The organism is Acidovorax sp. GW821-FHT10E03 (assembly GCF_059415205.1).
The window spans coordinates 293,795-319,975 of record NZ_JBWKMU010000007.1 but is presented as its reverse complement, the minus strand read 5'-3'; the positions used below and the strand labels follow the sequence as shown (position 1 = coordinate 319,975).

At 64.0% G+C, this 26,181-nt stretch carries 27 protein-coding genes and 1 tRNA gene; 15 read left to right on the top strand and 13 right to left on the bottom strand.

Translation table 11 applies throughout. The features are described from left to right. Position 1: 1 nt before the first annotated feature. From AC07OD_RS14870 to AC07OD_RS14840, 7 genes are all read right to left on the bottom strand, one after another. Complete coding sequence (locus AC07OD_RS14870; RefSeq protein WP_218297555.1) at positions 2–721, bottom strand: MotA/TolQ/ExbB proton channel family protein; 720 nt, start codon at positions 719–721, stop codon at positions 2–4. A 29-nt stretch (positions 722–750) separates the two neighbouring features. Beyond that, positions 751–1,440, bottom strand: a complete 690-nt coding sequence (locus tag AC07OD_RS14865) for an energy transducer TonB (RefSeq protein ID WP_218297554.1) — start codon at positions 1,438–1,440, stop codon at positions 751–753. A 98-nt stretch (positions 1,441–1,538) separates the two neighbouring features. Continuing rightward, positions 1,539–1,811, bottom strand: a complete 273-nt coding sequence (locus AC07OD_RS14860) for a (2Fe-2S)-binding protein (protein ID WP_218297553.1) — start codon at positions 1,809–1,811, stop codon at positions 1,539–1,541. 114 nt (positions 1,812–1,925) lie between these two features. After that, entirely contained in the window at positions 1,926–3,053 is a 1,128-nt protein-coding gene (locus AC07OD_RS14855) for an alpha-hydroxy acid oxidase (protein WP_494597350.1), read from the bottom strand. Between the two features lie 75 nt (positions 3,054–3,128). After that, the gene (locus tag AC07OD_RS14850) at positions 3,129–3,821 is read right to left on the bottom strand and encodes a Fe2+-dependent dioxygenase (protein WP_494597349.1); all 693 of its coding nucleotides are present in this window, start codon (positions 3,819–3,821) and stop codon (positions 3,129–3,131) included. A gap of 72 nt (positions 3,822–3,893) precedes the next feature. After that, a complete protein-coding gene (locus AC07OD_RS14845) occupies positions 3,894–6,044 on the bottom strand; it encodes a TonB-dependent receptor (protein ID WP_494597376.1) in 2,151 nt (716 codons plus the stop codon). A gap of 322 nt (positions 6,045–6,366) precedes the next feature. Next, positions 6,367–6,687, bottom strand: a complete 321-nt coding sequence (locus AC07OD_RS14840) for an SWIB/MDM2 domain-containing protein (RefSeq protein WP_055402700.1) — start codon at positions 6,685–6,687, stop codon at positions 6,367–6,369. Between the two features lie 366 nt (positions 6,688–7,053). Between AC07OD_RS14840 and rraA the strand changes: the two genes are divergently transcribed. Beyond that, positions 7,054–7,569: a ribonuclease E activity regulator RraA gene (gene rraA, locus AC07OD_RS14835; protein ID WP_494597348.1), complete on the top strand. Its 516-nt coding sequence runs from the start codon at positions 7,054–7,056 to the stop codon at positions 7,567–7,569. Between the two features lie 32 nt (positions 7,570–7,601). Here rraA and AC07OD_RS14830 read toward each other — a convergent pair whose 3' ends face one another. After that, positions 7,602–8,504 carry a DMT family transporter gene (locus tag AC07OD_RS14830; RefSeq protein WP_494597375.1) on the bottom strand — a complete coding sequence of 301 codons (903 nt, stop codon included), beginning with the start codon at positions 8,502–8,504 and terminating at the stop codon, positions 7,602–7,604. 88 nt (positions 8,505–8,592) lie between these two features. On the opposite strand from AC07OD_RS14830, the gene AC07OD_RS14825 reads away from it, so the two are divergent. Beyond that, the gene (locus AC07OD_RS14825) at positions 8,593–9,015 is read left to right on the top strand and encodes a gamma-glutamylcyclotransferase family protein (protein ID WP_492246488.1); all 423 of its coding nucleotides are present in this window, start codon (positions 8,593–8,595) and stop codon (positions 9,013–9,015) included. Here the strand turns inward: AC07OD_RS14825 and AC07OD_RS14820 are convergent, their stop codons facing one another. Next, positions 9,016–9,273, bottom strand: a complete 258-nt coding sequence (locus AC07OD_RS14820) for a hypothetical protein (RefSeq protein WP_494597347.1) — start codon at positions 9,271–9,273, stop codon at positions 9,016–9,018. It abuts the gene before it with no gap. Between AC07OD_RS14820 and aceA the strand changes: the two genes are divergently transcribed. Then, the gene (aceA, locus tag AC07OD_RS14815; RefSeq protein WP_055402695.1) at positions 9,272–10,603 is read left to right on the top strand and encodes an isocitrate lyase; all 1,332 of its coding nucleotides are present in this window, start codon (positions 9,272–9,274) and stop codon (positions 10,601–10,603) included. The two genes, AC07OD_RS14820 and aceA, sit on opposite strands and share 2 nt — an antisense overlap. 335 nt (positions 10,604–10,938) lie before the next feature. On the opposite strand, the gene AC07OD_RS14810 is transcribed toward aceA, so the two are convergent. The 3 genes from AC07OD_RS14810 to AC07OD_RS14800 all read right to left on the bottom strand — a co-directional run bounded on the left by AC07OD_RS14810 (position 10,939) and on the right by AC07OD_RS14800 (position 12,745). Further along, positions 10,939–11,211, bottom strand: a complete 273-nt coding sequence (locus AC07OD_RS14810; protein WP_494597346.1) for a hypothetical protein — start codon at positions 11,209–11,211, stop codon at positions 10,939–10,941. A gap of 38 nt (positions 11,212–11,249) precedes the next feature. Then, a complete protein-coding gene (locus AC07OD_RS14805) occupies positions 11,250–11,642 on the bottom strand; it encodes a GtrA family protein (RefSeq protein ID WP_218297545.1) in 393 nt (130 codons plus the stop codon). A 167-nt stretch (positions 11,643–11,809) separates the two neighbouring features. Further along, a complete protein-coding gene (locus AC07OD_RS14800) occupies positions 11,810–12,745 on the bottom strand; it encodes a glycosyltransferase family 2 protein (protein WP_492807632.1) in 936 nt (311 codons plus the stop codon). A gap of 588 nt (positions 12,746–13,333) precedes the next feature. Here AC07OD_RS14800 and thrS point away from each other — a divergent pair. From thrS to AC07OD_RS14750, 10 genes are all read left to right on the top strand, one after another. Then, positions 13,334–15,253, top strand: coding sequence for a threonine--tRNA ligase (gene thrS / locus AC07OD_RS14795; protein ID WP_494597345.1), 1,920 nt, complete (start codon positions 13,334–13,336; stop codon positions 15,251–15,253). An 80-nt stretch (positions 15,254–15,333) separates the two neighbouring features. Further along, positions 15,334–15,942, top strand: a complete 609-nt coding sequence (infC, locus tag AC07OD_RS14790; protein WP_370627732.1) for a translation initiation factor IF-3 — start codon at positions 15,334–15,336, stop codon at positions 15,940–15,942. A gap of 184 nt (positions 15,943–16,126) precedes the next feature. Next, positions 16,127–16,330, top strand: coding sequence for a 50S ribosomal protein L35 (gene rpmI, locus AC07OD_RS14785; RefSeq protein ID WP_056645539.1), 204 nt, complete (start codon positions 16,127–16,129; stop codon positions 16,328–16,330). Positions 16,331–16,354: 24 nt separating this feature from the next. Continuing rightward, positions 16,355–16,714 (top strand): 50S ribosomal protein L20, encoded by a 360-nt coding sequence (gene rplT, locus AC07OD_RS14780; RefSeq protein WP_005795139.1) that lies wholly within the window; start codon positions 16,355–16,357, stop codon positions 16,712–16,714. Positions 16,715–16,815: 101 nt separating this feature from the next. Continuing rightward, a complete protein-coding gene (gene pheS / locus AC07OD_RS14775; protein WP_494597344.1) occupies positions 16,816–17,868 on the top strand; it encodes a phenylalanine--tRNA ligase subunit alpha in 1,053 nt (350 codons plus the stop codon). A gap of 128 nt (positions 17,869–17,996) precedes the next feature. Beyond that, the gene (gene pheT, locus AC07OD_RS14770; RefSeq protein ID WP_494597343.1) at positions 17,997–20,444 is read left to right on the top strand and encodes a phenylalanine--tRNA ligase subunit beta; all 2,448 of its coding nucleotides are present in this window, start codon (positions 17,997–17,999) and stop codon (positions 20,442–20,444) included. Positions 20,445–20,467: 23 nt separating this feature from the next. Then, positions 20,468–20,794: an integration host factor subunit alpha gene (locus AC07OD_RS14765; protein WP_218297540.1), complete on the top strand. Its 327-nt coding sequence runs from the start codon at positions 20,468–20,470 to the stop codon at positions 20,792–20,794. A gap of 97 nt (positions 20,795–20,891) precedes the next feature. Beyond that, on the top strand, positions 20,892–21,326 hold the full coding sequence (locus AC07OD_RS14760) for a MerR family transcriptional regulator (protein ID WP_218297539.1): 435 nt from the start codon (positions 20,892–20,894) through the stop codon (positions 21,324–21,326). A 30-nt stretch (positions 21,327–21,356) separates the two neighbouring features. Then, positions 21,357–21,433, top strand: a tRNA-Pro gene (locus tag AC07OD_RS14755). 245 nt (positions 21,434–21,678) lie between these two features. Next, complete coding sequence (locus AC07OD_RS14750) at positions 21,679–21,978, top strand: single-stranded DNA-binding protein (RefSeq protein ID WP_218297538.1); 300 nt, start codon at positions 21,679–21,681, stop codon at positions 21,976–21,978. A 180-nt stretch (positions 21,979–22,158) separates the two neighbouring features. Here the strand turns inward: AC07OD_RS14750 and AC07OD_RS14745 are convergent, their stop codons facing one another. Continuing rightward, complete coding sequence (locus tag AC07OD_RS14745; protein WP_494597342.1) at positions 22,159–22,362, bottom strand: hypothetical protein; 204 nt, start codon at positions 22,360–22,362, stop codon at positions 22,159–22,161. A gap of 620 nt (positions 22,363–22,982) precedes the next feature. Between AC07OD_RS14745 and nirB the strand changes: the two genes are divergently transcribed. Then, positions 22,983–25,517 carry a nitrite reductase large subunit NirB gene (nirB, locus tag AC07OD_RS14740; protein ID WP_492255214.1) on the top strand — a complete coding sequence of 845 codons (2,535 nt, stop codon included), beginning with the start codon at positions 22,983–22,985 and terminating at the stop codon, positions 25,515–25,517. Between the two features lie 206 nt (positions 25,518–25,723). Beyond that, positions 25,724–26,080, top strand: coding sequence for a nitrite reductase small subunit NirD (gene nirD / locus AC07OD_RS14735; RefSeq protein WP_255590835.1), 357 nt, complete (start codon positions 25,724–25,726; stop codon positions 26,078–26,080). Positions 26,081–26,181 lie beyond the last annotated feature (101 nt).

Here is a 26,181-nt window from a genome sequence, read left to right as displayed (position 1 = left end):
CTCAGCCGCCTTTCTTCATGGGCAGCACCTTGCCCTGTTCGCCCGCCGCGCTCACGCGGGCGCCGGTGACGAAGTAGGCGTGCAGGTCGTGGGCGAAGCTGTTGAGGCCGCCCAGGATGGACTTGTTGCCGCGCACGAGGGCGTTGTAGCCCAGCACGGCGGGGATGGCCACGGCCAGGCCCAGGGCGGTCATGATCAGCGCTTCGCCGATGGGGCCGGCCACCTTGTCGATGGTGGACTGGCCCGAGGTGCCGATGGCCAGCAGCGCGTGGTAGATGCCCCAGACGGTGCCGAACAGGCCGATGAAGGGGGCGGTGGAGCCGACCGAGGCCAGGATGGCCAGGCCCGACTGCAGGCGCGAGGTGAACTCGTCGATGCAATTGCGCAGGCAGCGGGTGACCCAGTCGCTCACGTCCAGCGTGTCGTGCAGGTGGGCCTTGGTGTTGCGGTGGTGGGCGGTGGCTTCACGGCCTTCCAGCGCCAGGTGGCGGAAGGGGTTGGTCGGGTCCGTGCCCAGCTTGGTCAGGCCGGCGGCGAAGTCCTCGCTGTGCCAGAAGTCCTGCGCGGTGCGGGCGTGCTTCTTGAACTTGATGATGTCCAGCGCCTTGATGAGGATGACGATCCACGAGGCCAGCGACATGGCCAGCAGCAGGATGGCGACGGCGCGGGTGACGAAGTCACCCTGGATCCAGACGTTGGCGATGCCGAATTGCGATTCCATGAGAAAAACTCCCTAAAGCGGTGATTTGGTTATTCGAGAACGAAGTTGACAGGGACCAGGTTCCACATGGTCTCGGGCACGCCGTTGCGTTTGCCGGGCACGAAGCGCCAGCGCATGACGGCTTCCTGGGCCTGTCGGTCCAGCCGGTCGAAGCCGCTGGACTTGTTGATTTCGACCTTCTGGGGCAGGCCGTCGGTGCCGATCAGCACCCGCAGCACCACCTTTCCCTGCTCGCCCATGCGCTTGCTGATGGCCGGATAGCTGGGTTTGGGGTTGTTCAGGTAGGCGGCGTCGCTGGACGGCAGTTCGATCTTGGGCGGCGCGGGGGGCGCTGGAGGGGCTGGCGCCGGTGCGGGCGGGGCCATGGGCGCCTCGATGGGCGGTGCCGGCGGCTGCGGGGTGGTGATGCCCGTGGGGGCATTGGGGGCGGGCGTGGGGTCCGCGATGGCCACCGGCATGGGTGCGGGGCGCGGGGCGGCCTTCGGGGCCGGCTTGGGAGGGGGTGGCGGCGCGGGAGGCGGTGGCGTGACCTTGGGGGGCGCGGGTGGTGCGATGAATTCCGTCAGCAATTCCGCCGGCACGATGACTTCGGCCGCGCGGCGCAGCAGGCCCGACTGCAGGGCCCAGAGGCCCGCAACATGCAGTGCGACGACGGAGCCCACGATCACGGTGTTGCGGCTGAACCCCCCGGGGGTGGCAAAACGATCTGGGTGAGACATAAAAATGATAGCAGCTAGCGCTTGTGGATCAAGCGCTAGCGCCCTAAAAGACCTTGATTATTTGCGAAAGATCCACCAGGCCGAGCCTGCGACGAGGATCAGGCTGCCAGCGAGCGTTGAGAGGAGTTCCATGACTTGCTTTCCAGGATGGAGCTGGCAAGCTGGATCGTTTGCGGCGCTGCCTCATTGTGCAGGGCCGCCACCGGATTCGATGCGCTGCACTGTGCCACCACGTCGCGGGCACAGCTTTCGCAGCATCCGCATTGGGTGGCCACGCCCAGCTCGAACTGGATTTCGTCAAAGCTCATGCCCGCACGTGCGTGGCGGGCAATCTCACGGTCGGAAATCCGGCGGCAAACACAGACGATCATGGCGGCAGGCAGTGTGGCTGGCTGTTGAAGGTGTCGCCATTATAAATAAGAATCTATCGCATTTGCAATAAGCCATTTCTGCCATGAGGGAGAAACCGGCGCAAAGGCGCCGCCTCAGCCGGGGCTGTCTGCGGTGAGCAAGGCTGGCGTGGCGTCTGCCAGCGTGGCGCAGCCGGTGAGCGCCATGGCGATCTCGAGCTCGTCGCGCAGCAGGCGCAGCACGTGGGCGACGCCGGTGGCCCCCGCATTGGCCAGCCCCCAGACGGCCGGGCGCCCCACCAGCACGGCGGATGCCCCCAGCGCCATCGCTTTGAGCACGTCGGTGCCGCGCCGGATGCCGCCATCCACCAGCACCGGCAGTGCGCCGCCCACGGCCTGCACCACGCGCGGCAGGGCGGTGGCCGTGGCCGGGGCGGTGTCCAGCGTGCGCCCGCCGTGGTTGGACACGATGACGCCCGCAACGCCGGCCGCCACGGCCTGGCGCGCATCCGCCGGGTGCAGCACGCCTTTGAGCAGCACGGGCAGCCGGGTCACGGACTGCAGCCACGCCACGTCGTCCCACGTGGGGGCGTGGTGCAGCAGCCCGTCGAACAGCGCGCTCTGGTCCGCGCCGAGGGGTGGGGTGGGCGGCGCCTGCATGCCGGCCAGATTGACGGGGCCGATGCCGGGCGGCAGGCGAAAGCCTGTGCGGCGCTCGCGGTCGCGTGCGCCGCTGGCGGGCGCGTCCACGGTCAGCACCAGGGCTTCGAACCCTGCGGCCTCGGCGCGCTGTGCCAGTGCGCGGGTCAAGCCACGGTCTGGCTGCAGGTACAGCTGAAACCACAGCGGACCGCGGCCGGGGTCGGGCAGTACGGCCTGGGCAATGCTCTCCAGCGACACGCTCGCCTGGGTGCTCAGCACCACCCCCGCGCCCAGGGCCGCAGCCGCGTAGGCCATCGCCAACTCGCCGTCGGCGTGGGCCAGGCGCTGAAAGGCGACGGGTGCCAGCAGGATGGGGTGTGCCAGCGTGCGGCCCAGCAGCTGGACGCGGGTGTGCCCGCCCGTCAGCGGACGCAGCACGCGGGGCCACAGGGGCAGGGCGTCCCATGCGCTGCGGTTGCTGCGCAGGCTGATCTCATCGGCCGCGCCGCCACTGAAGTAGGCCCAGGCGTTGTCGTCCAGGTGCCGCCGGGCCTGCTGCTCGTGGTCGGCCAGGCTGACGATGCCCGGAGGAAGCGGTTGGCGTGCGGGGACGTGGGTCATGGCAATGAAAAAAGCACCTGGCGTTTGTTCAGAGCGCGCAAGGTGCTATCAATAAAGGAGCGAAAGGGGTGGCGCTCACACGTCGGCCCACATGCGCAGCAGGTTGTGGTACGTGCCCGACAGGGCGATGACCGAAGGATCCGTTTCACCCACGCTCTGGCGCAGCCGCAGCAGGGCCATGTCCATGTCGAACAAGAGCTGGCGCTGCTCCAGCCCGCGCACCATGCTTTCCACCCAGAAGAAGCTGCTGATGCGGTGGCCGCGGGTGACGGGCGACACCTGGTGCACGGTGCTGCTGGGGTACAGGATCATGTCGCCGGCCGGCAGCTTGATGCGTTTTTCGCCCCAGGCTTCGGTGGCGACCAGTTCGCCGCCGTCGTATTCGTCCGGCGGGGTCAGGAACAGCGTGCACGACAGGTCGCTGCGCACCCAGCAGCTGTCTGCCTTGGAGTGCATGACGGCGCTGTCCACATGGCGGCCATAGAAGTTGGCGCCGTCGCCGTAGTTGTTGAACAGCGGGTTGTAGATGCGCCGGGGCAGGGCGGCCGAGAAGAACAGCGCATTGCGGGCCAGCGCGGCCTTGACGATGCCTTGCAGCTGGGCCGACAGCTCGCTGCCCTGCGCGAGTTGCAGGTTGTTCTTCTGGTGCACGGCCTGGCTGCCCGCGCTGCGGGCGCCATCCACCCAGGGGGTGTCGGCCGCCCAGAGCTTTTGCCGGAACAGGGCGGCCTCTTCGGCCGTCAGTACGTCTTTGATGTGCAGGAACATGGGGTCCGATTGTGACTCCGCCCCAGTGAAGGGGCGGAGTCGTTTCGTCAGAACATCGGCACTTTCAGTGCATCAGAAGCGCGTCTTGAGCGACAGCTGCACGGAACGCGCCGTGCCCGGCGTGTAGAAGCCGCGGTACAGGCCGTCCGCATAGGTGCGGTCGAACAGGTTGTTGACGTTGAGCTTCAGCGTGGTCTTGTCGTCGAACGCGTATTCGACCATGGCGTCCATCACCGCGAAGCCGCTGGCGTACACGGCACGCGAGCCTTCGGGGTTTTGCTTGCCGCGGTAGGTCACGCCAGCGCCCACGCGCACCTTGGAGGTGACGGCGTAGGTCGTCCACACGCTGCCGCTGTGCTTGGGCGTGAGGCCTGGGCGGTCGCCCTGCGCCTGGGCACCACCGCCATTGGCGGGCACCACCACATTGCTGTGGTCGATCTTGGCCGAGGGGATCCAGGTGTGGTTGGCGAACAGTTCCCACTGGGGCGTCAGGCGGCCGGCGAGGTTGAATTCCATGCCGGTGGCGTGGCGCTTGCCGGACAGCAGCTCTTGCTGGGCTGCGGTGTCGGGGTCGGTGTTGCGCTCGTTGTACTTCTGGCTGTAGAACGCGGCCACACCCAGCAGGGCACGGCGCTCGAACAGCTCGAACTTGCTGCCGATCTCGAAGTTGCGGCTCTTTTCGGGGTCGGTGTTGGCCGTGCGCGCCGTGCCGGCGCCGGGGTTGCCGAACTGGTACGTGTCGCCCGAGGTGTTGTACGAGGTGCCGTACGACACGTAGTACGAGGTCAGCTCGGTAGGCTGGAACAGCAGGCCCACGCGGGGGCTGACCAGGCTGTCGGAGCGGGAGTTGCTCAGCGCGCCGGTGGCGTTCTTGTAGGAAGCCCTGAAGTTGTCGTAGCGCAGGCCGCCCACCAGCTTCAGGGTGTCGTTGATCGCGACCGTGTCCTGGAAGTACAGGCCCAGGTTGCGCGAGGTGAAGGTGTTCCACTGCACCGGTGCGCGGCCGTCGGCCACCCAGGCGCCATCGTTGGGCGAGCCCACGGTGGTGTTGGGGCGCGGCGTGGTGTTGGCGTAGTTCTGGTTGCGCTTGGCATCGTCGTCGTAGTAGTCGACGCCGGCCAGCACCGCGTGCTTGCGGCCGCCCCAGTTGAAGGTGTTGTTGTAGTCGCTTTGCACCTGCAGCACTTCGCTCTCGCCCAGGCGGCCCTTGGAGCCACGGGTCAGCACGGTGCTGCCATTGATCTGGCCCAGCGTGATGTTGCCGTTCTGAAAGCCGATGGTGCTGGCCAGCAGGTCGCGCTCGTATTTGCCGTAGCGCAGGCGCGTGGTCAGCTCGCCGTTGTCGTCGAAGCGGTGGATGTGGCCCAGCGTGACGTACTGCGACGAGGTGTCGTTGTGGTCGCTGGCCAGGCCGTAGTAGTTGCGGGCATCCAGCGGCGTGTTGATCTTGCCGTCGACCACGCGCCAGGGGTGGTTGTACAGCGGACGGCCCTTGGATTCGAGGTAGTACAGGCCGATGGAGAATTCATCGCGCGTGCCGATGCCCCAGGCGAAGGTGGGCGCAATGCCGCGCTTGTCCTGCTTGGCGCCGTAGTTGTCGTACTCCTGCACCATGGCGTTCAGACGGAAGGCCGCGTTTTCGCCGGTCTTCCAGTTGAAGTCGCCCGTGGCGCGGTGGAACTGGCCGGTGCCGAAGGTGTAGCTGGCTTCGTGCTGGTCGATCAGCAGCGGGTACTTGTTGACCTGGTTGACGATGCCGCCGGTCGAGCCCTTGCCGAACAGCATGGAGGCCGAGCCCTTGAGGACTTCGATGCGGTCGTTGTTAAACGTGTCGCGCTCGATCAGTGGAGCGTCCTTCATGCCGTCCACATAGATGTCACCGGCCAGGCCCAGCGAGAAGCCGCGCATGCGCACGTCTTCTTCACCCGTTTCGCCCGACTGGAAGGTCACGCCCGCCGTGGTGCGTAGCACCTCGCGGAAGTCGTCCTGATTGCGGTCGTTCATGAGCTTTTCGGTGAACACCGTCACGGACTGGGGGATGTCCTTGATGCCCTGGTTGCCCTTGCCGACGGTGGTCTTCTTGAGCAGCAGGGTGTCCTTGCCTTGCACTTCGGCCGCTTCCTGCACCGTCACGGTGGACATGGTGGCTTCCGGTGTGCCGGACTGGGCCATGGCGCCCATGGAGGCGGCCAGCATCAGGGCGCCCAGGGGCAGCAGGGCCATGTCGGACGATGCGCCGGTGGCGGTGGAAACAGGGGATGCGGTTTGACGCAGCGCGGTGCTGCGGCGCTGAGCGCGTGATTTTGCCAAGATGGACTCCGTCGATGGGGGATGTGCAGGTCGGCGCCCGATGTGCGCCGCAAACGAGCCGGATGCAATGACGCTTGTGAGAAATACGTCACAAAGTCATGCTTCTTCGTGCATCTTTATGTTACATCGAATGAGGGTCATTCTCATTTGCATTGATGTTTACACGCCACACTTTGCCTGGGTACGGACGAAAAAAAGCCGGCAGAGCCGGCTTTTTCGGGGGGGCGCGAAGCGCTTACTTGACGTGCTTGCCAATGAGGCCGGCGAGTTCAAACATCGACACCTGGGGCTTGCCGAACAATTCCTTGAGCTTGGCGTCGGCATTGATGTTGCGCTTGTTGGTGGCGTCCTGCAGGTTGTTGGCCTTGATGTAGACCCACAGCTTGCTGATGATCTCCGTGCGCGGCAGCGGTGCCGAGCCCACCACGGCGGCCAGCGCGGGGCTGGGCGTGAGCGCCTTCATGAAGGCAGCGTTGGGGGTGCGCTTCTTGGCGGGGGCAGCAGCCGTCTTGGCTGCGGGGGCTGTTTTTGCCGGAGCTTTTTTTGCAGTTGCCATGTTGGGTTTTCCTTGTTGGAAGTAAATTTTCACCAGCGAAAACTAGGCTGTCCCACTGGCAGGCTGATGCTACTGGGAAAAAAACGCGTTTCCAAGGGAGAAACGGCTTTTTTTGCCTCGATTTGTAGCCGTGGCGCCGCGTGCGGGCCAATAAGTCGCGTGCGCGGCGCTCCTTCCTTGACAAAGCGGTGCGTGTGCACGCGTTTTCCCTATGGCAGCGCATGCCTGGATGGCGTCCGGGAGGTCTGTATGACAATGCCGGACGCACCACGGCGCCGGTGGCCCGCCCGAAGCTGGAAACGGACCGCTGGCGGCAGGTCCCGTCCCGTCTCTTTCCTTCTTTTCCTGTTTGAAAGGCCTTTGAAAATGACCGCTGCACTTCCTGTCAACGCATTCAGCACCTGCGATTTCTGCGATGTGCACAAGGGGGACATGGGCGGGGCCTTTCGTGTGCTGCCCCCGGTCTTCCAGAGCTTTGGCGGTGTGGCTGCGTTCGCGGGCGCGGTCAGCACCGTCAAGTGCCACGAGGACAACACCCACGTGAAGGCCGCGGTGGAGTCGCCTGGAGTGGGCCGCGTGCTGGTGGTGGACGGCGGGGCGTCGCTGCGCCGGGCGCTGGTGGGCGGCAACCTGGCCGCCGCCGCGGCACGCAATGGCTGGGCGGGCCTGGTGGTCGATGGCTGCGTGCGCGATCTGGCCGAGCTCAATGCGGCCGCCGTGGGCATCCGCGCATTGGCGCTGATGCCGCTGCCCACCGAGCGGCGGGGCGAAGGGCAGCGCGATGTCGCGGTGCAGATCCAGGGCGTCTGGGTGCGGCCGGGCGACTGGCTGTATGCCGACGCAGACGGCATCGTGGTCAGCGCGGGGCCCCTGGCTGCATGAACGGGGGGAGGCCGCAGGCCGTGGGCCGCGCCTCAGCTGGCACGCCGGCCCACGCGCAAGGCAGCGCGTGAGGGCAGGGTGGCCATCAGCACGCTGGCCAGGGCAATGGCAAATGCCGCCCATTGCAGGCCTGTGAGCGATTCGCCGAGCACCAGCACGCCCACGAGGGCCGCGCTGACAGGCAGCATCACCGAAAAAACGCCCCCCTGCGCCGCCGGGACGGCCTTGAGGCCGGTCATCCACAGCCAGACCGTCCACACGCAGGCGGCCAGCGCGTAGAACACCAGCAGCGTCCACGTGCCCCAGCCCACGGCGGCAAAGTCGAATTGCCAGGCCGCATACAGGCCGAAGGGGGTGGACAGCACGAAGCCCCACAGGTTGATGAGCGAGGTGATGCGTTTGGGCCCGAGGCTGCCCGTGAGCTTCTTTCCGATCACCGTATAGGCGGCCTCGCACACCACGGCACCCACCAGAAGCAAGGGGCCCAGCCATGCCAGATCTTGCATGTTTTGGGCATCTGGCGCTTGTGCAATGTGCGCTGAATGCTCTTGTGTTGATAGCGAAAACAAGACAATGCCGGCCACTGCGCAGGCCACGGCCGCCCAGGTGCGCGGCGCGACCTTCTCGCGCAGGAAGACCCAGCCCATCACGGCTACCGCAGCGGGTATCGCGGCCAGGGTGACGCCGGCCGAGACGGCGTTGGTCAGGCTCACGCCGTACAGCATGCAGACGGTGAACAGGAAGTTGCCCAGAAACGATTGCAGAAACAGCAGCCGCCGGGTTTGCCGTGTGAGCGGGGGTTCCTCCACAGGCTTTCTGAGCCAGTGCAGCATCGCCAAGCCGCCAATGCCAAAGCGCAGCCATGCGAGCAGGAACACGGGCAGTGCCGTCGCCAGGGGCTTGGACAGTGCCACATAGCTGCCGACCAGCGCCATGCTGAGGGCCAGGCACACGTAGGCGAAGGGGCGGCTGGGCGTGGTGTTCACTAGACTGGTGATCGTTCAACGAAAAAGAGTGCGCATCATGCCCGACGAATCCGTGCCCGCCCCCCCCGCACGCCATGTCTTTGTCTATGGAACGCTGCGGCGCGGCGGCACCAACGACATCAACCGCCTGCGGCCGGCGCCAAGGTTCATCGGGATGGCCCGGGTGGCGGGCAGCCTCTATCACCTCGGGGGGTATCCCGGCATGACGCTGGGTGGAGGGCGGTCGGTGACCGGGGAGGTCTATGCCATCGCGCCGGCGCTGGAATCCGTTCTGGACGAGATCGAGGACCTGGGCGCCAATCCGAGCGACGAATATGCCAAGCGCGACATCGTGGTCGAGGTCGAGGGACGCAGCGTTCCCTGCCTGGTCTATGAGGTCAACCCGAGGTACGTGGAGTCCGCCCAGCGCATCGCCGGGGGGGATTGGCTGCAGGCTCTGCAGCCGCCAGCCGATTCCTGATCAATCTTTTGCAATGCGGAAATTGGATTTCATGATTTGGAATACGATAGATGTTGCATTGCCGCAATTTTTCTCGATATGAGAAATCAATTTCTGTATTGAGAAATGTTGTGTGTAAGCTGTTGTTTTGAAAGAAGAAAATTTATCTCTTCTATAAGACATAAGAGCTTGCGCAAGTCTTATAGAAGACTTAAAGTTGTTCCCAAGGGCAGCACGCAGCAGCCCGGCGTTTTCAACCAACCCCTGGAGTGATCTCATGCCCCAATCCCTCAACGAACAACTGAGCCGCGAACAGCAAATTGCCGCCCTGGAAAAAGACTGGGCGACCAACCCCCGCTGGAAGGGTGTGAAGCGCGGCTACTCCGCCGCTGACGTGGTGCGCCTGCGCGGCTCGCTGCCCATCGAGCACACGCTGGCCAAGCGCGGTGCCGAAAAGCTGTGGGACAAGATCAACGGCGGGGCCAAGAAGGGCTACGTGAACGCGTTTGGCGCCATCTCCGCCGGCCAGGCCATGCAGCAGGCCAAGGCAGGCCTCGAAGCCGTGTACCTGTCGGGCTGGCAAGTGGCCGCCGACGGCAACACCAGCGAAACCATGTACCCCGACCAGTCGCTGTACGCGTATGACTCGGTGCCGACCATGGTCCGCCGCATCAACAACACCTTCAAGCGTGCCGACGAAATCCAGTGGGGCCGTGGCATCAACCCCGGCGACAAGGAGTTCATCGACTACTTCCTGCCCATCGTGGCCGATGCGGAAGCCGGTTTCGGCGGCGTGCTGAATGCCTTCGAACTCATGAAGAACATGATCCAGTCGGGCGCCGCAGGCGTTCACTTCGAAGACCAGCTGGCGGCCGTGAAGAAGTGCGGCCACATGGGTGGCAAGGTGCTGGTGCCCACGCAGGAAGCCTGCGAGAAGCTGATTTCCGCACGTTTCGCGGCCGACGTGATGGGCGTGTCCACCATCGTGCTGGCCCGCACCGACGCAGAAGCCGCCAACCTGATCACGTCCGACCACGACGCCAACGACAAGCCTTTCCTGACTGGTGAGCGCACGCAAGAAGGCTTCTACCGCGTCAAGAACGGCCTGGAGCAAGCCATCAGCCGTGGCGTGGCCTACGCCCCCTACGCCGACCTGGTGTGGTGCGAAACCGGCGTGCCGGACATCGGCTTCGCCCGTGAATTCGCCCAGGCCGTGCACGCCGCCTGCCCCGGCAAGCTGCTGTCGTACAACTGCTCGCCATCGTTCAACTGGAAGAAGAACCTCAACGACAAGCAGATCGCTTCGTTCCAGGAAGACCTGTCGGCACTGGGCTACAAGTACCAGTTCATCACGCTGGCCGGCATCCATATCAACTGGTTCAACACCTTCCAGTTCGCCCATGCATACGCCCAGGGCGAAGGCATGAAGCACTACACCGAAATGGTGCAAGAGCCAGAATTCGCAGCACGCGAAAAGGGCTACACCTTCGTGTCGCACCAGCAGGAAGTGGGCGCAGGCTACTTCGACGACGTGACCACGGTGATCCAGGGTGGCTCGTCCTCCGTGAAGGCCCTGACGGGTTCGACCGAAGAAGAGCAGTTCCACTGATCCGGCGTCCCCCGCACAGGGGGATGGGGAGACAGCAAGACAAGAAAGCCACCCTGCGGGGTGGCTTTTTTCATGGGGTTTCGCCGCAGCTTCCACCGCTCCTCGAATGGCAAGCTGGCGGGCCCCGCAGCGAGGTGCCCGCTCTGCGGGGTGAAGGTGGGCACTACCGCTGTCACGGCGCAGCTACAGCGATGAACAGACCGGGAATGCCAGCACGGCGTAGGCAAGCGCACACCGCGGGCCGAAACAGGCGCTGATGTTCCTCCACAGGTACCACACCGACAACGCGAAGAGGATGCCGAAGGCGATGAATACGGAAACTTCGCTGTCCCGGATCAGCAGGGGGGCCGCGAGCAGATAGTAAAACCCGGGGGGGGCAGGCTCAGGCGTTCTCCAAAACGTGGAGGGCCGCGCAAGGGCCATTCGCCGTTGTGGATCAGCTTCCGTGCAATTTCCATGTCCCTGATCTGATCCGGGCTGTGGAACGTGATGTCGTAAAAATAGATCTGGATCGCGCCCAGCAGCGCAATGAAGAGCAATGCAATCCAATGACTCGGCGATCTGTCGGCAGATGGAGGGGGTGCTGTCGGCATGTCTTCTGTTTCCATGTGGATGTTCTTGGCAGACAGCTATCTGCCGTGTGGCATCAACGGGACGGGGCTTTCTGGGTGAAGGTCCAGGCGTTGTTCAGAACAAAATTGTTGAGTGCGACGGCGCCCACGGCGAAGAAGGCTCCCCATCCGTACCACAGGCCCAGATAGTCCGTGAACAGCTTGATGATGAGGATGTTCAGGCCCAGTCCGATCACCGAGACGATGCAGTACTTGACGAGCGATGCCCAATAGCTTCCGGTGAAGCCGAACGTCCATATCCTGTTCATTGCGTAGGAGATCAGCAGCGCCACCAGAAACCCGGCGGTGGTGGCGACGACAGGGCCCGCGAAATCGAATTCCACCAGGAGGAAGAGCGTGGACATGTGCGACACCGCCCCGATAACGCCCACGACGCCGTAGCGAAGGAGCTTTGATAGCTTTGGCATGGCAGTGGCGGGTATCCGTAATTGTGAGTGTGGGCTTGCGGCAGGCGGTGGCGGAAGGGCTGTTGCCACAAAGGTTTGCTTTCACCGGCCGTCTGCTGGCATGCCATGGATGGTGTTCCCGTGCCAGGCACAGTGGCGCTGCCCTGGCGGCACCGGTGCGTATCGGGTCAAGGCCCGTCCTTGGGCAGTTCCGTGGAAACGATGTATCGCGGGCGGTACTTCACTTCGTCATAGATGCGTGCCAGGTATTCGCCAATGATTCCCAGGCCCATCATCAGAAAACTGCCGATGATCAGCAGCAGCAGTATGACCGTGGTGAATCCGTCAACCGCCATTCCACTCAGTTTCATGTAAATGGTGTGCATGCCCAGGAGCACAGAGAAACACAGAAATACCGCGCCGAAAATCGTGATCAGGTGCAGGGGGAAGGAGCTGAAACTGGTGACTGCCACGGCCGCAAGGCGGATCAATCCGAAGACGGACCAGCCGGAGTCTCCAGCGACCCGCGGTTCCACTTCGAAAGGAATCTGGATCGAGCGGAAACCCATCCAGCTCACCATGCCCCTGAAGAAAACGTTGCGCTCCTTCATGGTGAGATAGGCGTCGACAACCCGCCGGTCCAGCAGTTTGTAGTCTGAGGCACCCTTGAGGTCGTGGCCGGAGAACACCCTCAATATGAAGTAGAAGAGCTTGGCGCGTGCCGCAGACAGGCGGGTTTCGTCGCCCCTGTTCGACTTGACGGCCTCCACGATGTCGACCGTGCCGCTGCGCCATGTTTCGATCATCTGGGGCAGCAGGGAAGGGGGGTGCTGCATGTCTCCATCCATGATGACAACCGCCTTGCCCCTGGCGGCTTCCATTCCCGCGGAGACCGCGGCCTCCTTTCCAAAGTTGCGGCTCAGCTTCAGGGCCCTCAACTGCGGAATTTTCTGGGAGATGGCGCTGAGCTGGCCCCAGGTGTCATCGCGAGACCCGTCATCCACCACCACGATTTCCCAGGAAGATGCTGTCGCGCTGAGGAATCTATCCACTTCGTGCAGCGTGACGTGGATTCCCTTTTCTTCGCAGTAGACCGGGATGACGACGGAAATCTCTGGGTGCATAAACGTTCTCATAAGCCAATGGGCCCGTGGCGGCTGGTCTGCAGGGCGGACGTGCGTTGCACGGGCTTGAGCGCGCGGTCGTGTCCTGGCAAGAGCACTGGCGGCCCTTGCAGGCAAGTCAAGTCACGCGCCAATACGCACAGGGGCATCTTCGCCAGGCATCTGGGCGTGGTATCGCTGTCGTTTCGAGTGCTGCCTGCGCTCGCGCGCATTACTGCATTACTGTCTCACATTTTGGCGAGCCGCCAGGCATCACGCGGTGTTCGCGAGGGCGGTGGCGTGTATTTGCAACGCAACTGTGTGGCGCAAAAACCATTGAACCCCGGGTAAACGCCGGCACAAATGGAGGATCCCGGGCGGCAGGGGTAAAATGAAGGCAAATTCACTGCACAAGAGCGAGAAAGGCAATCTGGTTATGACACCGCGAACTACATCGGAGATGTTGACCGGCCGTTGAGGCTGGCTGTTCGCGCCTGCACGAGATTGCACACCTCCTCCAGAAAGCGCGGACCCGTTCCGCGCTTTTTTGTTTTTGGGCCTGGCGCGTGCCCGCACCCATTGCACTGATCGAAAAGAAAGAGTTATCCCATGATTCACATCACGCTTCCCGACGGCTCGCAGCGCGAATTCCCGGGTCCGGTCACGGTGGCCGAAGTGGCCGCATCCATTGGTTCGGGCCTGGCCAAAGCCGCCCTGGCCGGCAAGATTGGCGACAAGGTGGTGGACACCAGCTACCAGATCACGGCCGACAGCCCGCTGGCGATCGTGACGGCCAAGGATGCCGATGGGCTGGAAGTCATCCGCCACTCCACGGCCCACTTGCTGGCCTATGCCGTCAAGGAATTGTTCCCCGAGGCGCAGGTGACCATCGGCCCGGTGATCGAAAACGGCTTCTTCTACGACTTCGCGCACAAGCGTCCTTTCACGCCTGAAGACTTGGTGGCCATCGAAAAGCGCATGGCCGAGTTGGCCGCCAAGGACGAGCCCGTGGTGCGGCGCGTGCTGCCGCGCGACGAAGCCGTGGCCTATTTCAAGGGCCTGGGGGAGCACTACAAGGCCGAGATTATTGCCAGCATCCCCAGCAATGAAGATGTGAGCCTGTACCGCGAAGGCAATTTCGAAGACCTGTGCCGTGGCCCCCACGTGCCCAGCACGGGCAAGCTCAAGTTCTTCAAGCTCATGAAGGTGGCGGGCGCCTACTGGCGCGGCGACCACCGCAACGAGATGCTGCAGCGCATCTATGGCACGGCCTGGACCTCCAAGGAGGAGTTGCAGCAATACCTCACGATGCTGGAAGAGGCCGAGAAGCGCGACCACCGCAAGCTTGGCCGCGAACTGGACCTGTTCCACATGGACGAGCATTCGCCGGGCACGGTGTTCTGGCACCCCAAGGGCTGGGCGCTGTGGCAGGAGGTGGAGCAGTACATGCGCCGCGTGTACCGCAACAACGGCTACCAGGAGGTCAAGGGGCCGCAGATCCTGGACAAGAGCTTGTGGGAGAAAACGGGCCACTGGGACAAGTACCGCGACAACATGTTCACCACCGAATCGGAAAAGCGCGAGTACGCGCTCAAGCCGATGAACTGCCCCGGCCACATCCTGATCTACAAGCAGGGCATCAAGAGCTACCGCGACCTGCCGCTGCGCTACGGTGAGTTCGGTGCCTGCCACCGCAACGAGCCCACGGGCGGCCTGCACGGCATCATGCGCGTGCGCGGCTTCACGCAGGACGACGGCCACATCTTCTGCACCGAAGAACAGGTGCTGGAAGAGTGCGCCAACTACACGGCGCTGGTGCAGAAGGTCTACAAGGACTTCGGCTTCACCGACATCATCTACAAGGTGGCCACACGGCCCGAGGCGCGCATCGGTACCGATGAATCGTGGGACCGCGCCGAGAAGGCACTGATGGATGGCCTGCGCCATTCGGGCTGCGAGTTCGAGATCGCCGAAGGCGAGGGCGCGTTCTATGGGCCCAAGATCGAGTACACGCTCAAGGACGCGCTGGGCCGGCAATGGCAGTGCGGCACGATGCAGATCGACCCCAACCTGCCCGAGCGCCTGGATGCGGAATACGTGGCCGAAGACGGCAGCCGCAAGCGCCCGTTGATGCTGCACCGCGCCACGGTGGGCAGCATGGAGCGCTTCATCGGAATGCTGATCGAGCACTATGCGGGCGCATTCCCGGTGTGGCTTGCGCCCGTGCAGGTTTCGGTGCTCAACATCACCGATGCGCAGGCCGATTACTGTCGCGAAATTGCTGCAAAGCTGCAAAAAGCGCTGCCGAATCAAGACCTTAGGGTGGCGGTCGATCTGCGCAATGAGAAGATTACGTATAAAATACGTGAGCATTCGTTGCAAAAGCTGCCATACATCCTCGTCGCGGGCGACAAGGAAAAGGCCGCAGGCGCCGTTGCAGTACGCGGCCGGGGCAATCGTGACCTCGGAGTGATGTCCATCGAAGCGTTCGCTGAGCTGATCGCCCAGGACATCGCCACCAAAGCCTGAGTTTGATTCAAAACGTGCTTTGTCGCATGCCAGCTGTGCGGTTGTAGCTACATTTTTTGTAGTATTTTGATTGAAGGAAGATAGCCATCGCTACTGAATTTCGTGATCGTCGCCACCGTGAAGAGCGCAAGCACCGCCTGAACCGTGAAATCATGGCCCCGGAAGTCCGTCTGTCCGGGCCAGAGAATGAGCCTTTGGGCGTGGTCAGCCTCATGGAAGCCCTGCGCATGGCAGGCGAGCTGGATGTGGATCTGGTGGAAATCGCTGCCACAGCGAACCCACCGGTGTGCCGCCTGATGGACTACGGCAAGTTCAAGTACCAGGAGCAAAAGCGCGCTGCGGAGGCGAAAGCCAAGCAGACGGTGATCGAGATCAAGGAAGTCAAATTCCGTCCGGGCACGGACGATGGCGACTACAACATCAAGATGCGCAACATCCGCCGCTTCCTGGCCGATGGTGACAAGTGCAAGATCACGCTGCGTTTCCGCGGCCGTGAAATCACCCACCAGGAACTGGGTCTGGCGCTGCTCAACCGCATTCGCGATGAGCTGGCCGATTCCATCATCATCGAGCAGTTTCCCAAACTGGAAGGCCGCCAGATGATCATGATGATCGCGCCGGGCAAGAAGAAGCCTGCTGCAGCCAAGCCGGCAGCCGCTGAAAGCACGCCTTCGGGCAGTGCGGCCTGAGCGGCCCGCGCAGAAGAGACAGAGATTTGCCAGAGGTGGCCCGCAAGGGACACTTCCGGCGATAGGCAGTGCGAAGGCACTGCCGCACAGCCGGTGAATACCGGCTGAAAAAGTGGCTCGGGGCCAACAAGTTTGCAGATCGGTTTGCAAACGCCTCACGAGCACAACGAAAAGGAGCATTCACATGCCCAAAATGAAGACCAAGAGCAGCGCGAAAAAACGTTTCCGCGTTCGTCCCGGTGGCACCGTCAAGCGCGGTCAAGCCTTCAAGCGTCACATCTTGACCAAGAAGACCACCAAGAACAAGCGCCACCTGCGTGGTGCAGTTGCTGTGCATGAGACCAACATGGGCTCTATCGCACAAATGCTGCCCGGTGCTGGCCTTTAATAACGACGAACAAGGAGTACTCACATGCCTCGCGTCAAACGTGGTGTAACGGCCCGTGCCCGTCACAAGAAAGTTCTCGCCCTCGCCAAGGGCTTCCGTGGTCGCCGCGGTAACGTCTTCCGCATCGCCAAACAGGCGGTAATGAAGGCTGGGCAATATGCCTACCGTGACCGCCGCACCAAGAAGCGCGTGTTCCGCCAGCTGTGGATCGCCCGTATCAACGCCGCTGCCCGTGAACTGGGCCTGACCTACAGCCAGTTCGCCAACGGCCTGAAGAAGGCATCCATCGAGATCGACCGCAAGATGCTGGCCGACCTCGCAGTGCACGACAAGGCTGCCTTTGGCAGCATCGTGGAGCAAGTCAAGGCCAAGCTGGCTGCTTGAGTTCACGATGAGCTGCTATCTTTTTGATAGCTGCTTGCGCAATAACAGCAAGGGCTAGGGCTTGAAAAGGCGCTAGCCCTTGTTCATTTTCAAGAGTCGATATGAACGAGTTGGATTCCCTGGTCGAGAGCGCGACGCAACTGTTTGCCCAAAGCGCCACCCCTGCTGATCTGGAAAATGCCAAGGCGCAGTTCCTGGGCAAGTCGGGTCGCGTGACCGAGCTCATGAAGGGCATGGCGCAGCTGTCGGTGGATGAGAAGAAGTCCCGCGGCGGCGCCATCAACGTCGCCAAGCAGGCCATCGAGGCCGCGCTCACCGCGCGCCGCCAGGCATTGGCCGATGCGGAACTGCAGGTCCAGCTCAAGGCAGAGGCCCTGGACGTAAGCCTGCCAGGGCGCCAGCGCGGGCAGGGCGGCCTGCACCCCGTGTCGCTCACGCTCGAGCGCATCGAGGGCATCTTCGGCTCCATGGGTTTCGACGTGGCCCAGGGCCCCGAGATCGAGACCGACTGGTTCAACTTCACCGCACTGAACACGCCGGAAGACCACCCCGCGCGTTCCATGCACGACACCTTCTACGTGGAAGGCGGCACCCCCGAGGCGCCCAACCTGCTGCGCACCCACACCAGCCCCATGCAGATCCGCCACGCGGTGCAGCATGTGAAGAAGCACCGCGCGCTGCTCGACGCCGGCCAGCCCATGCCCGAGATCCGCGTCATCGCGCCGGGCCGCACTTACCGTGTGGACAGCGACGCCACGCACTCGCCCATGTTCCACCAGTGCGAAGGCCTGTGGATTGGTGAGAACGTGAGCTTCAAGGACTTGAAGGTCATCTTCACCGCGTTCTGCCGCACCTTCTTTGAAAGCGACGACCTGGTGCTGCGCTTTCGCCCGAGCTTCTTCCCCTTCACCGAGCCCAGCGCCGAGATCGACATCCAGTTCCAGACCGGCCCGCTCGCCGGCCGCTGGCTCGAAGTGGCCGGCTCCGGCCAGGTGCACCCGAACGTGGTGCGCAACATGGGTCTGGACCCCGAAAAATACATCGGCTTTGCCTTCGGCATGGGCCCCGACCGCCTGACCATGCTGCGCTATGGCGTGAACGACCTGCGCCTGTTTTTTGACGGCGACATCCGTTTTCTGTCGCAGTTCCAGTAACCAGCAGGGCCGGACGGCTGCCATTCGGGCAGCCCGGCGGTCCGCCCAGCCGTTTTCACCCTGGCGCATGTGTCCCGAGAGACCGCGCAGGGTAATTTCCGTATACGACCCCGTACAAGAGTTCGACTATGCAATTCCCTGAATCCTGGTTGCGTGAGTTCTGCAACCCACCCCTTTCGACCGCCGAGCTGGCCGAGACGCTGACCATGGCCGGCCTGGAGGTGGAGGAGCTGCGCCCCGTGGCGCCGCCGTTCGCGAAGATCGTCGTGGGCGAGATCAAGGAAGCCGTGCAGCATCCCGATGCCGACCGCCTGCGCGTGTGCCAGGTGGACGTGGGGCAGGGCGCCCTGCTCAACATCGTGTGCGGCGCACCCAATGCGCGCGTGGGCATCAAGGTGCCCTGCGCCCTGGTGGGCGCCGAGCTGCCGCCGGGCGACGACGGCAAGCCCTTCCTGATCAAGGTCGGCAAGCTGCGCGGTGTGGAAAGCCAGGGCATGCTGTGCTCGGCGCGCGAGCTCAAGCTGTCGGAAGACCACGGCGGCCTGCTCGAACTTGATGCCTCCGCGCCCGTGGGCCAGGACATCCGCGAGCACCTGAACCTGGACGACACGCTGTTCACGCTCAAGCTCACGCCCAACCTGGCGCACTGCCTGAGCGTGTACGGCATCGCCCGCGAAGTCTCCGCGCTGACCGGCGTGCCCCTCTCGCAGCCGGCCTTCCCGGCAGTGGCCTCCAAAGTCCCGGACACCCTGGCCGTGAAGATCAGTGCCCCTGACCTGTGCGGCCGTTTCAGCGGCCGCGTGGTGCGCAACGTGAACACGCGCGCCACCACGCCGCAGTGGATGCTGGACCGCCTGGCGCGCTGCGGCCAGCGTGGAGTGTCGCCGCTGGTGGACATCTCCAACTACGTGATGTTCGAGCTGGGCCGTCCCTCGCACATCTTCGACCTGGACAAGATCCATGGCGGGCTGGATGTGCGCTGGGGCAAGGCGGGCGAGTCGCTCAAGCTGCTCAACGGCAACACCATCACCGTCGACGAAAAGGTCGGCGTGATCGCCGACAGCCAGCAGGTCGAGTCGCTCGCCGGCATCATGGGCGGCGACGCCACCGCCGTCTCGGACGACACCAAGCACATCTACATCGAGGCTGCCTTCTGGTGGCCCAAGGCAGTGGCCGGGCGTTCGCGCCGCTACAACTTCTCGACCGATGCGGGCCACCGCTTCGAGCGCGGCGTGGACCCTGCGCTGACGGTGGAGCACATCGAGCGCATCACCCAGCTGGTGATCGACATCTGCGGCACGCCCGAGACGGCCTGCGGCCCGATGGACGACCAGCGCGTGAACCTGCCTGTGCCCCAGCCCGTCACGCTGCGCGTGGCGCGCGCGGCCAAGGTCATCGGCATGCCGCTCACGCAGGTGCAGTGCGCGGACGTGTTCAGGCGCCTGGGCCTGCCGTTCACGGAAGGCGATGGCACCCTCACCGTGGCGCCACCGGCCTACCGCTTCGACATCACCATCGAAGAAGACTTGATCGAAGAGGTTGCGCGCATGGTGGGTTACAACAACCTGCCCACGACGCCGCCGCTGGCCCCCATCACCCCCAAGCTGCCGGCCGAGGCCACGCGCAGCCCGTTTGCCGTGCGCCGTACGCTGGCGGGCCTGGGTTACCAGGAAACCATCAATTTCAGCTTCGTGGAAGAGCGCTGGGAGCGGGAGCTGGCGGCCAACGCGCAGCCCATCAAGCTGCTCAACCCCATCGCCAGCCAGATGAGCGTGATGCGCTCGAGCCTGCTGGGCTCTCTGCTGCAGGTGCTCAAGTTCAACCTGGATCGCCGCGCCGAGCGCGTGCGCGTGTTCGAGCTGGGCCGTGTGTTCCTGCGGGATGCCAGCGTGGCCAACACCGACACCACGGTGGAAGGCTTTCACCAGCCCATGCGCGTGGCCGGTCTGGCTTATGGACCCAACGATGCGCTCCAGTGGGGCCGCAAGGAGCAGTCGATCGACTTCTTCGATGTGAAGGGCGATCTCGAGGCCTTGCTGGCGCCGCTGCAAGCCACGTTCGAGCCGGCCGTCCATCCTGCGATGCACCCCGGCCGTTGCGCGCGGGTGCTCCTCAATGGGCAGGCCGTGGGTTTCGTGGGCGAGCTGCACCCGCAGTGGCGCCAATCGTGGGAGCTCCCGCAAGCGCCGGTGATGTTTGAACTCGAACTGGATGCCGTATTGCAGCGTGCAGTGCCCCAATTCAAGTCCGTGGCCAAGCACCAGTCCGTCGAACGTGATCTGGCGGTGGTGGTCGCTGAGCGGGTCACCCATGCCGAGGTCATGGCGGCGGTCCAGCAAGCGGTGCCTGGCGCAATGCTGCGTTCGGCTGTGCTGTTCGATGTGTACCGGCCCAAGGCGCTGCGTGCGGGCGAAGAGGCACCCGCCGGTGGCCTGGCTCCCGGGGAGAAGAGCCTGGCGGTGCGCCTGACTCTGGGCAGCGACGAGGCGACGCTCACCGAGGCCGAGATCGATGCCGCTGTTCAAGCGGTGGTGGGGCAATTGGCCCAGCGCATGGGCGCACGGCTGCGTGTCTGATGATGTTCAAGGGAGCTGACGCCATGATCGAATTCGCCGTCGAAAGCCTGGAAACGCCAGCGCTGACCAAGGCACAACTGGCCGATCTGCTGTTTGACCAGATTGGCTTGAACAAGCGCGAGTCCAAGGACATGATCGACGCATTCTTCGACCTGATCTCGCAGAGCCTGGTGGAGGGCAAGGATGTGAAGTTGTCGGGTTTCGGCAACTTCCAGATTCGCACCAAGGCACCGCGGCCCGGGCGCAACCCGCGCACGGGCGAGGCCATTCCGATCAAGGCACGCCGCGTGGTGACGTTTCACGCCAGCAGCAAACTCAAGGAACAGATCCAGACGGCTGCCGGATCGTGAATTTGTGCCGTTTTTGTGACCAGAATGTTGCCGATGACTGGCGGTCTGTGCGCGTCTGCAGTACGCTAGCTGGCTGACCGGTTTGAATCCACCACCCATGGGCACCCCCCTTCCTTCGATCCCCGCCAAGCGCTACTTCACGATTGGTGAGGTCGCGGAGCTTTGTGGCGTCAAGCCCCATGTATTGCGTTACTGGGAGCAGGAGTTCACTCAACTGCGCCCCATGAAGCGGCGTGGCAACCGGCGCTACTACCAGCATCATGAAGTGCTCATGATCCGCCGCATCCGGGACCTGCTGTATGACCAGGGGTTCACCATCAGTGGCGCGCGCAATCGCCTGCAGGAGCTTGCGCATCCCGCCCGTGATGAGGCAGGGGCCGACGGCGCGATGAACGGGTTTGATTCCGAGATGCCCAGCATGCTGGTGGACAGTGCACGCGATCTTTCCATCGATGCGATGGGCATCACGCTGGACTCCAATGCGGTGCGCAAAGAATTATTTGAAATTCGGGCGCTACTTTCTCTGGGTTGACCTTTTTTCTGCATATAATCTAAGTCTTGTCGGCGTGTAGCGCAGCCTGGTAGCGCACTTGCATGGGGTGCAAGGGGTCGCGAGTTCGAATCCCGCCACGCCGACCATTGTTAGCAAAAGCCCAGAACCGAAAGGTTCTGGGCTTTTTTGCTTGGTCGCGGAAAAACATGCAACACGGCCTGGGGTGAAATGAAAGGCGGCTTGCTGCTGCGTGCTGTGCAGGCATGGTGGCGATACCGAGCCCCCGCTGATCAGCAGGCTCCCTGTCGAGGTAGTGCTGACATGTGGTCAGCCCGTGTTGCGGTTGCCCCCGCCAAAACCAAAGTAGCGGCTCGCCCCGCAAAGGACTCTCATGATCGATGGACTGGTGGCCGGCAGGCTGTATGGCGAGGCCGAGCGGCGTACTGACAAGGCCGGGAAGCCTTTTACCGTCTCCAAGGTGCGAGCAAGCACGGCGGATGGCGAGACGCTGTTCGTCAACGTGATTGCATTTGAGGCAGGGGTCTGCGCCTCCATGCACGCCCTGCGCGATGGAGACTCTGTGGCGCTGGCGGGAAGCATCACGCCAAGAGTCTGGACGGACAAGCAGGGAAACACGCGGCCCGCGCTGGACATGGTCGCGCACCGCCTGCTCACGCTGCACGGCGAATAAAAAACAAGGCGATGCAAAACTGATTCTGCGGCTCGCGCTCGCCACGGCGTGACGTGCCAACGCGCGGTGCAAGAAGAGAGGGCGGGCGAGTCCGGCCGCCTGCCTGGGCGGTGCTTGCGACGGATACCCTGCCGCGCACGAAACAGCATTGAAAACGTGGCTGCTGCCAGGTCGCAGCGATCAGGTTGGTTTTTGGAGTGCTGGCTGGTCCTGCGCGAATCCCAGTGCCTTGAGTTCTTCTTCGCTCAGGTGCAGTTCCGTCAGCTCGGGTTGCCGCGCTTCGACCGTGCGCCTGCGTTCATAGTTGGTGGGCGGCCCTTTTTCCACTTGCCGGCGGTCCTTTCCGCTGCGCCTGTCCGCGCTGCCTCTGCGTTCCACGCTCATGTTGGTAGTCCTCATATAGGAAAAAAGCTCTGGGATTCCTGCCCTGGCTGGCCATCCTTTCAGGAGCACTGAACAGGTGTCCTGACCGGCCGGACTGCATCGTCTCAGTCTGCATGAGGCGGGCACGTTTGAAAAAGAAAGAATGGCAACAAACCAGCACACGGCACGCGTTCCAGGTACCAGAACTCCTGGCTGTCCCTGGGGCATTCCGACGAGGTCTGCCTGCGGCAATTTGTCCCAACCTGAGGCGATGCCCTGATTTGGTGATGGTTTGCACCGCATTGATGCGACTCCGTGCCGGCCGGGTCGCTGATGCCAACCCGCTTGCCCGCTCCTGGCGAGCGCTATGTGGCCGCAGGGGCTGAAAGGGCGGCATGGATATTGCGATCTACCGTTGCATGTCTGCCGGTGAAGCTGCCGTCGGACCGACCAACACCCTCCGCTAATGATGGCGGAACCCCCGGACGAGCGAGGCTATGAGCCTCTCGTGGGGTCGTTCCAATCCACACCCGTGCCGTTGCGGAGGGTGAGGTGCACTGGTTGCCTCCCTCGGGGCTGCCGATGCACAGCATCCCTGCACTTGCCCTCCGGGCGGCCCGGTCCATTGCAGGATCACTAGCATGAAAATCGTTCTCATTGGCCACGGCATGGTCGGCCACAAGTTCCTCGAAAGCCTGGCCGAGACCGGCATGACCGGCGTCGAGGTCACCGTGCTGTGCGAGGAGCCACGCCCCGCCTACGACCGGGTGCACCTCTCCGCCTTCTTCAGCGGCACCACGGCCGAGCAACTCTCCCTGGTCGAGCCCGGCTTCTTCGAGCGCACCGGCTTCACCCTGCGCCTGGCGGCGCGGGCCGCTTCGGTGGACCGCCGCATTCGCACCGTGACCACGGTCGACGGCGAGGTGCTGCACTATGACAAGCTGGTGCTGGCCACTGGCTCCAACCCCTTCGTGCCCCAGGTGCCGGGGCGCGACCGCGACCACTGCTTCGTCTACCGCACCATCGAAGACCTGGAGGCCATGCAGGCCTCGGGCGCCAAATCCAAGACCGGCGTGGTCGTGGGCGGCGGCCTGCTGGGTCTGGAATGCGCCAAGGCGCTGCGCGACATGGGCCTCGAAACCCATGTGGTCGAGTTCGCCCCGCGCCTCATGGCCGTGCAGGTGGACGAGGGCGGCGGCCGCGTGCTGCGCGCCAAGATCGAGGAGCTGGGCGTGCAGGTGCACACCGGCCGCAACACCCAGGAGATCACCGATGGTGCCCGTGCGCGCCACCGCATGGTGTTTGCCGACGGCACCTGGCTGGAGACCGACATGATCGTCTTCTCCGCCGGCATCCGCCCGCGCGACGAACTGGCGCGCCGGAGCCTGCTGGCCATCGGCCCGCGCGGTGGCGTGGCCATCGACAGCGCCTGCCGTACCAGCGACCACGACGTCTACGCCATCGGCGAATGCGCGTCGTGGAACGAGCAGACCTTCGGCCTGGTAGCCCCCGGCTACGACATGGCCCGTGTGGCCGCCCGCCACATCGCAGGCGAGACCGACGCCGCCTTCGTCGGCGCCGACATGAGCACCAAGCTCAAGCTCATGGGCGTGGACGTGGCCAGCATCGGCGACGCCCATGCGAAAACGCCCCACAGCCGCACCTGCCAGTATGTGGACGAGCGCCGCCAGGTCTACAAGAAGATCGTCATCAGCGAAGACGGCAAGCAACTGCTGGGCGCCGTGCTGATTGGCGACGCCACCGAATACGGCACGCTGCTGCAGATGGCCCTGAACGGCATCACGCTGCCCGAGGACCCCGAGTTCCTGATCTTCCCGTCCAGCGATGGCAAGGCCAAACCCGGCCTGGGCGTGGATGCCCTGCCCGACACGGCGCAGATCTGCTCGTGCAACAACGTCACCAAGGCCGGCATCTGCGAAGCCGTGGGCAATGGCGCCTGCACCATCGCAGAGATGAAGGCCTGCACCAAGGCCGGTGCCACCTGCGGCGGCTGCGTGCCCCTGGTCACCCAGGTCATGAAAGCCGAGATGGCGCGCCGCGGCATGGCCGTGAACAACCACATCTGCGAGCACTTCGCGTACTCGCGCCAGGAGATCTACCACCTGGTGCGCGTGGGCAACATCAGGAGCTTCGGCGAACTGCTGGCCCAGCACGGCAAGGGCATGGGCTGCGACATCTGCAAGCCCGTGGCGGCCAGCGTATTCGCCTCGTGCTGGAACGAGTTCGTGCTCAAGAAGGAGCTGGCCGGCCTGCAGGACAGCAATGACTACTACCTGGGCAACATCCAGAAGGACGGCACCTACTCGGTGGTGCCGCGCATGCCCGGTGGCGAGGTCACGCCCGACGGCCTGATCGCCGTGGGCCAGGTGGCCAAGAAGTACGGCCTGTACACCAAGGTCACCGGCGGTGCGCGGGTGGATATGTTCGGTGCGCGCCTGGAACAGCTGCCCCTGATCTGGGAGGAGCTGATCACCGCCGGGTTCGAGTCCGGCCATGCCTACGGCAAGTCCCTGCGCACGGTCAAAAGCTGCGTGGGCTCGACCTGGTGCCGCTATGGCGTGGGCGACAGCGTGGGCCTGGCCGTGGAGCTGGAGAACCGCTACAAGGGCCTGCGTGCTCCGCACAAGATCAAGTTCGGCGTCTCGGGCTGCACGCGCGAATGCGCCGAGGCGCAGGGCAAGGACATCGGCATCATCGCCACCGAAAAGGGCTGGAACCTCTACATCTGCGGCAACGGCGGCATGAAACCGCGCCATGCCGAGCTGTTCGCGTCCGACCTGTCCAAGGAAGACCTGGTGCGCATGATCGACCGGGTGCTGATGTTCTACGTGCGCACGGCCGACCGGCTGCAGCGCACCAGCACCTGGCGCGAGAACCTCGAAGGTGGCCTCGACTACCTCAAGGATGTCTTGCAAAAGGACAGCCTGGGCCTGTGCGCCGAGCTCGAATCGCAGATGCAGAACGTGGTCGATACCTACCAGTGCGAATGGAAGACCGCCGTGACCGACCCCGAGACGCGCAAGCGCTTCCGCTCGTTCGTGAACAGCGACAAGGCCGACGAGAACGTGCTCTTCGTCGAGGAGCGCGGCCAGATCCGCCCGGCCCGCGCGGAGGAGCGCGGCGCCAAGGTCATCCCCATCCGCCAGGCCGCCTGACATGAAGCACCCCCTGAGTCGCTTCGCGCCTTCACCCTTCTCTCGATGCGCTGTGCGAGTCCGGGAGGGGGACGCCCCCAGCGCATGCGCTGGATACGCCCCCTTCGCGGCGGGGCGGCCCTTGCGTGGGGCACTGGTGTCGGCTGCGCCAGTTGCGCGCGCTGCGGGCAACCTGTAGCGCAATGAATCAATAACGGAGAACTCCCATGAGCGCACTTCCCATGAACAGTACCGACCCCCTTGCCTGGACCGACATCTGCGCGGTCGACGACATCCTGCCCAGCACCGGCGTCTGCGCCCTGGTGGCCAACCGCCATGTGGCGGTGTTCCGCACCGGCAGCGACCAGTTCTTCGCCATCGACAACGTGGACCCGAAGTCGGGCGCCAGCGTGCTCTCGCGCGGGCTGATCGGCAACCTGGGCGAGCGCGTCGTCGTCGCCTCGCCGCTGTACAAGAACCATTTCGACCTGCGCACGGGCGAATGCCTGGAGGCGCCCGAGCATTCGGTGCGGGCGCACGGCGTGCGCGCCGAGGGTGGGCGCGTCAGCATTGCAATGGCCTGAGGGCCTGCCCTTGAGGTCTCTTGAGGCCGTGTCCCGGCAACTCTTCGGGCCGGGTTGTGCGGAAGTGCATTGCATCGCGTTCCGCGCAGGCCCCTGGAGGC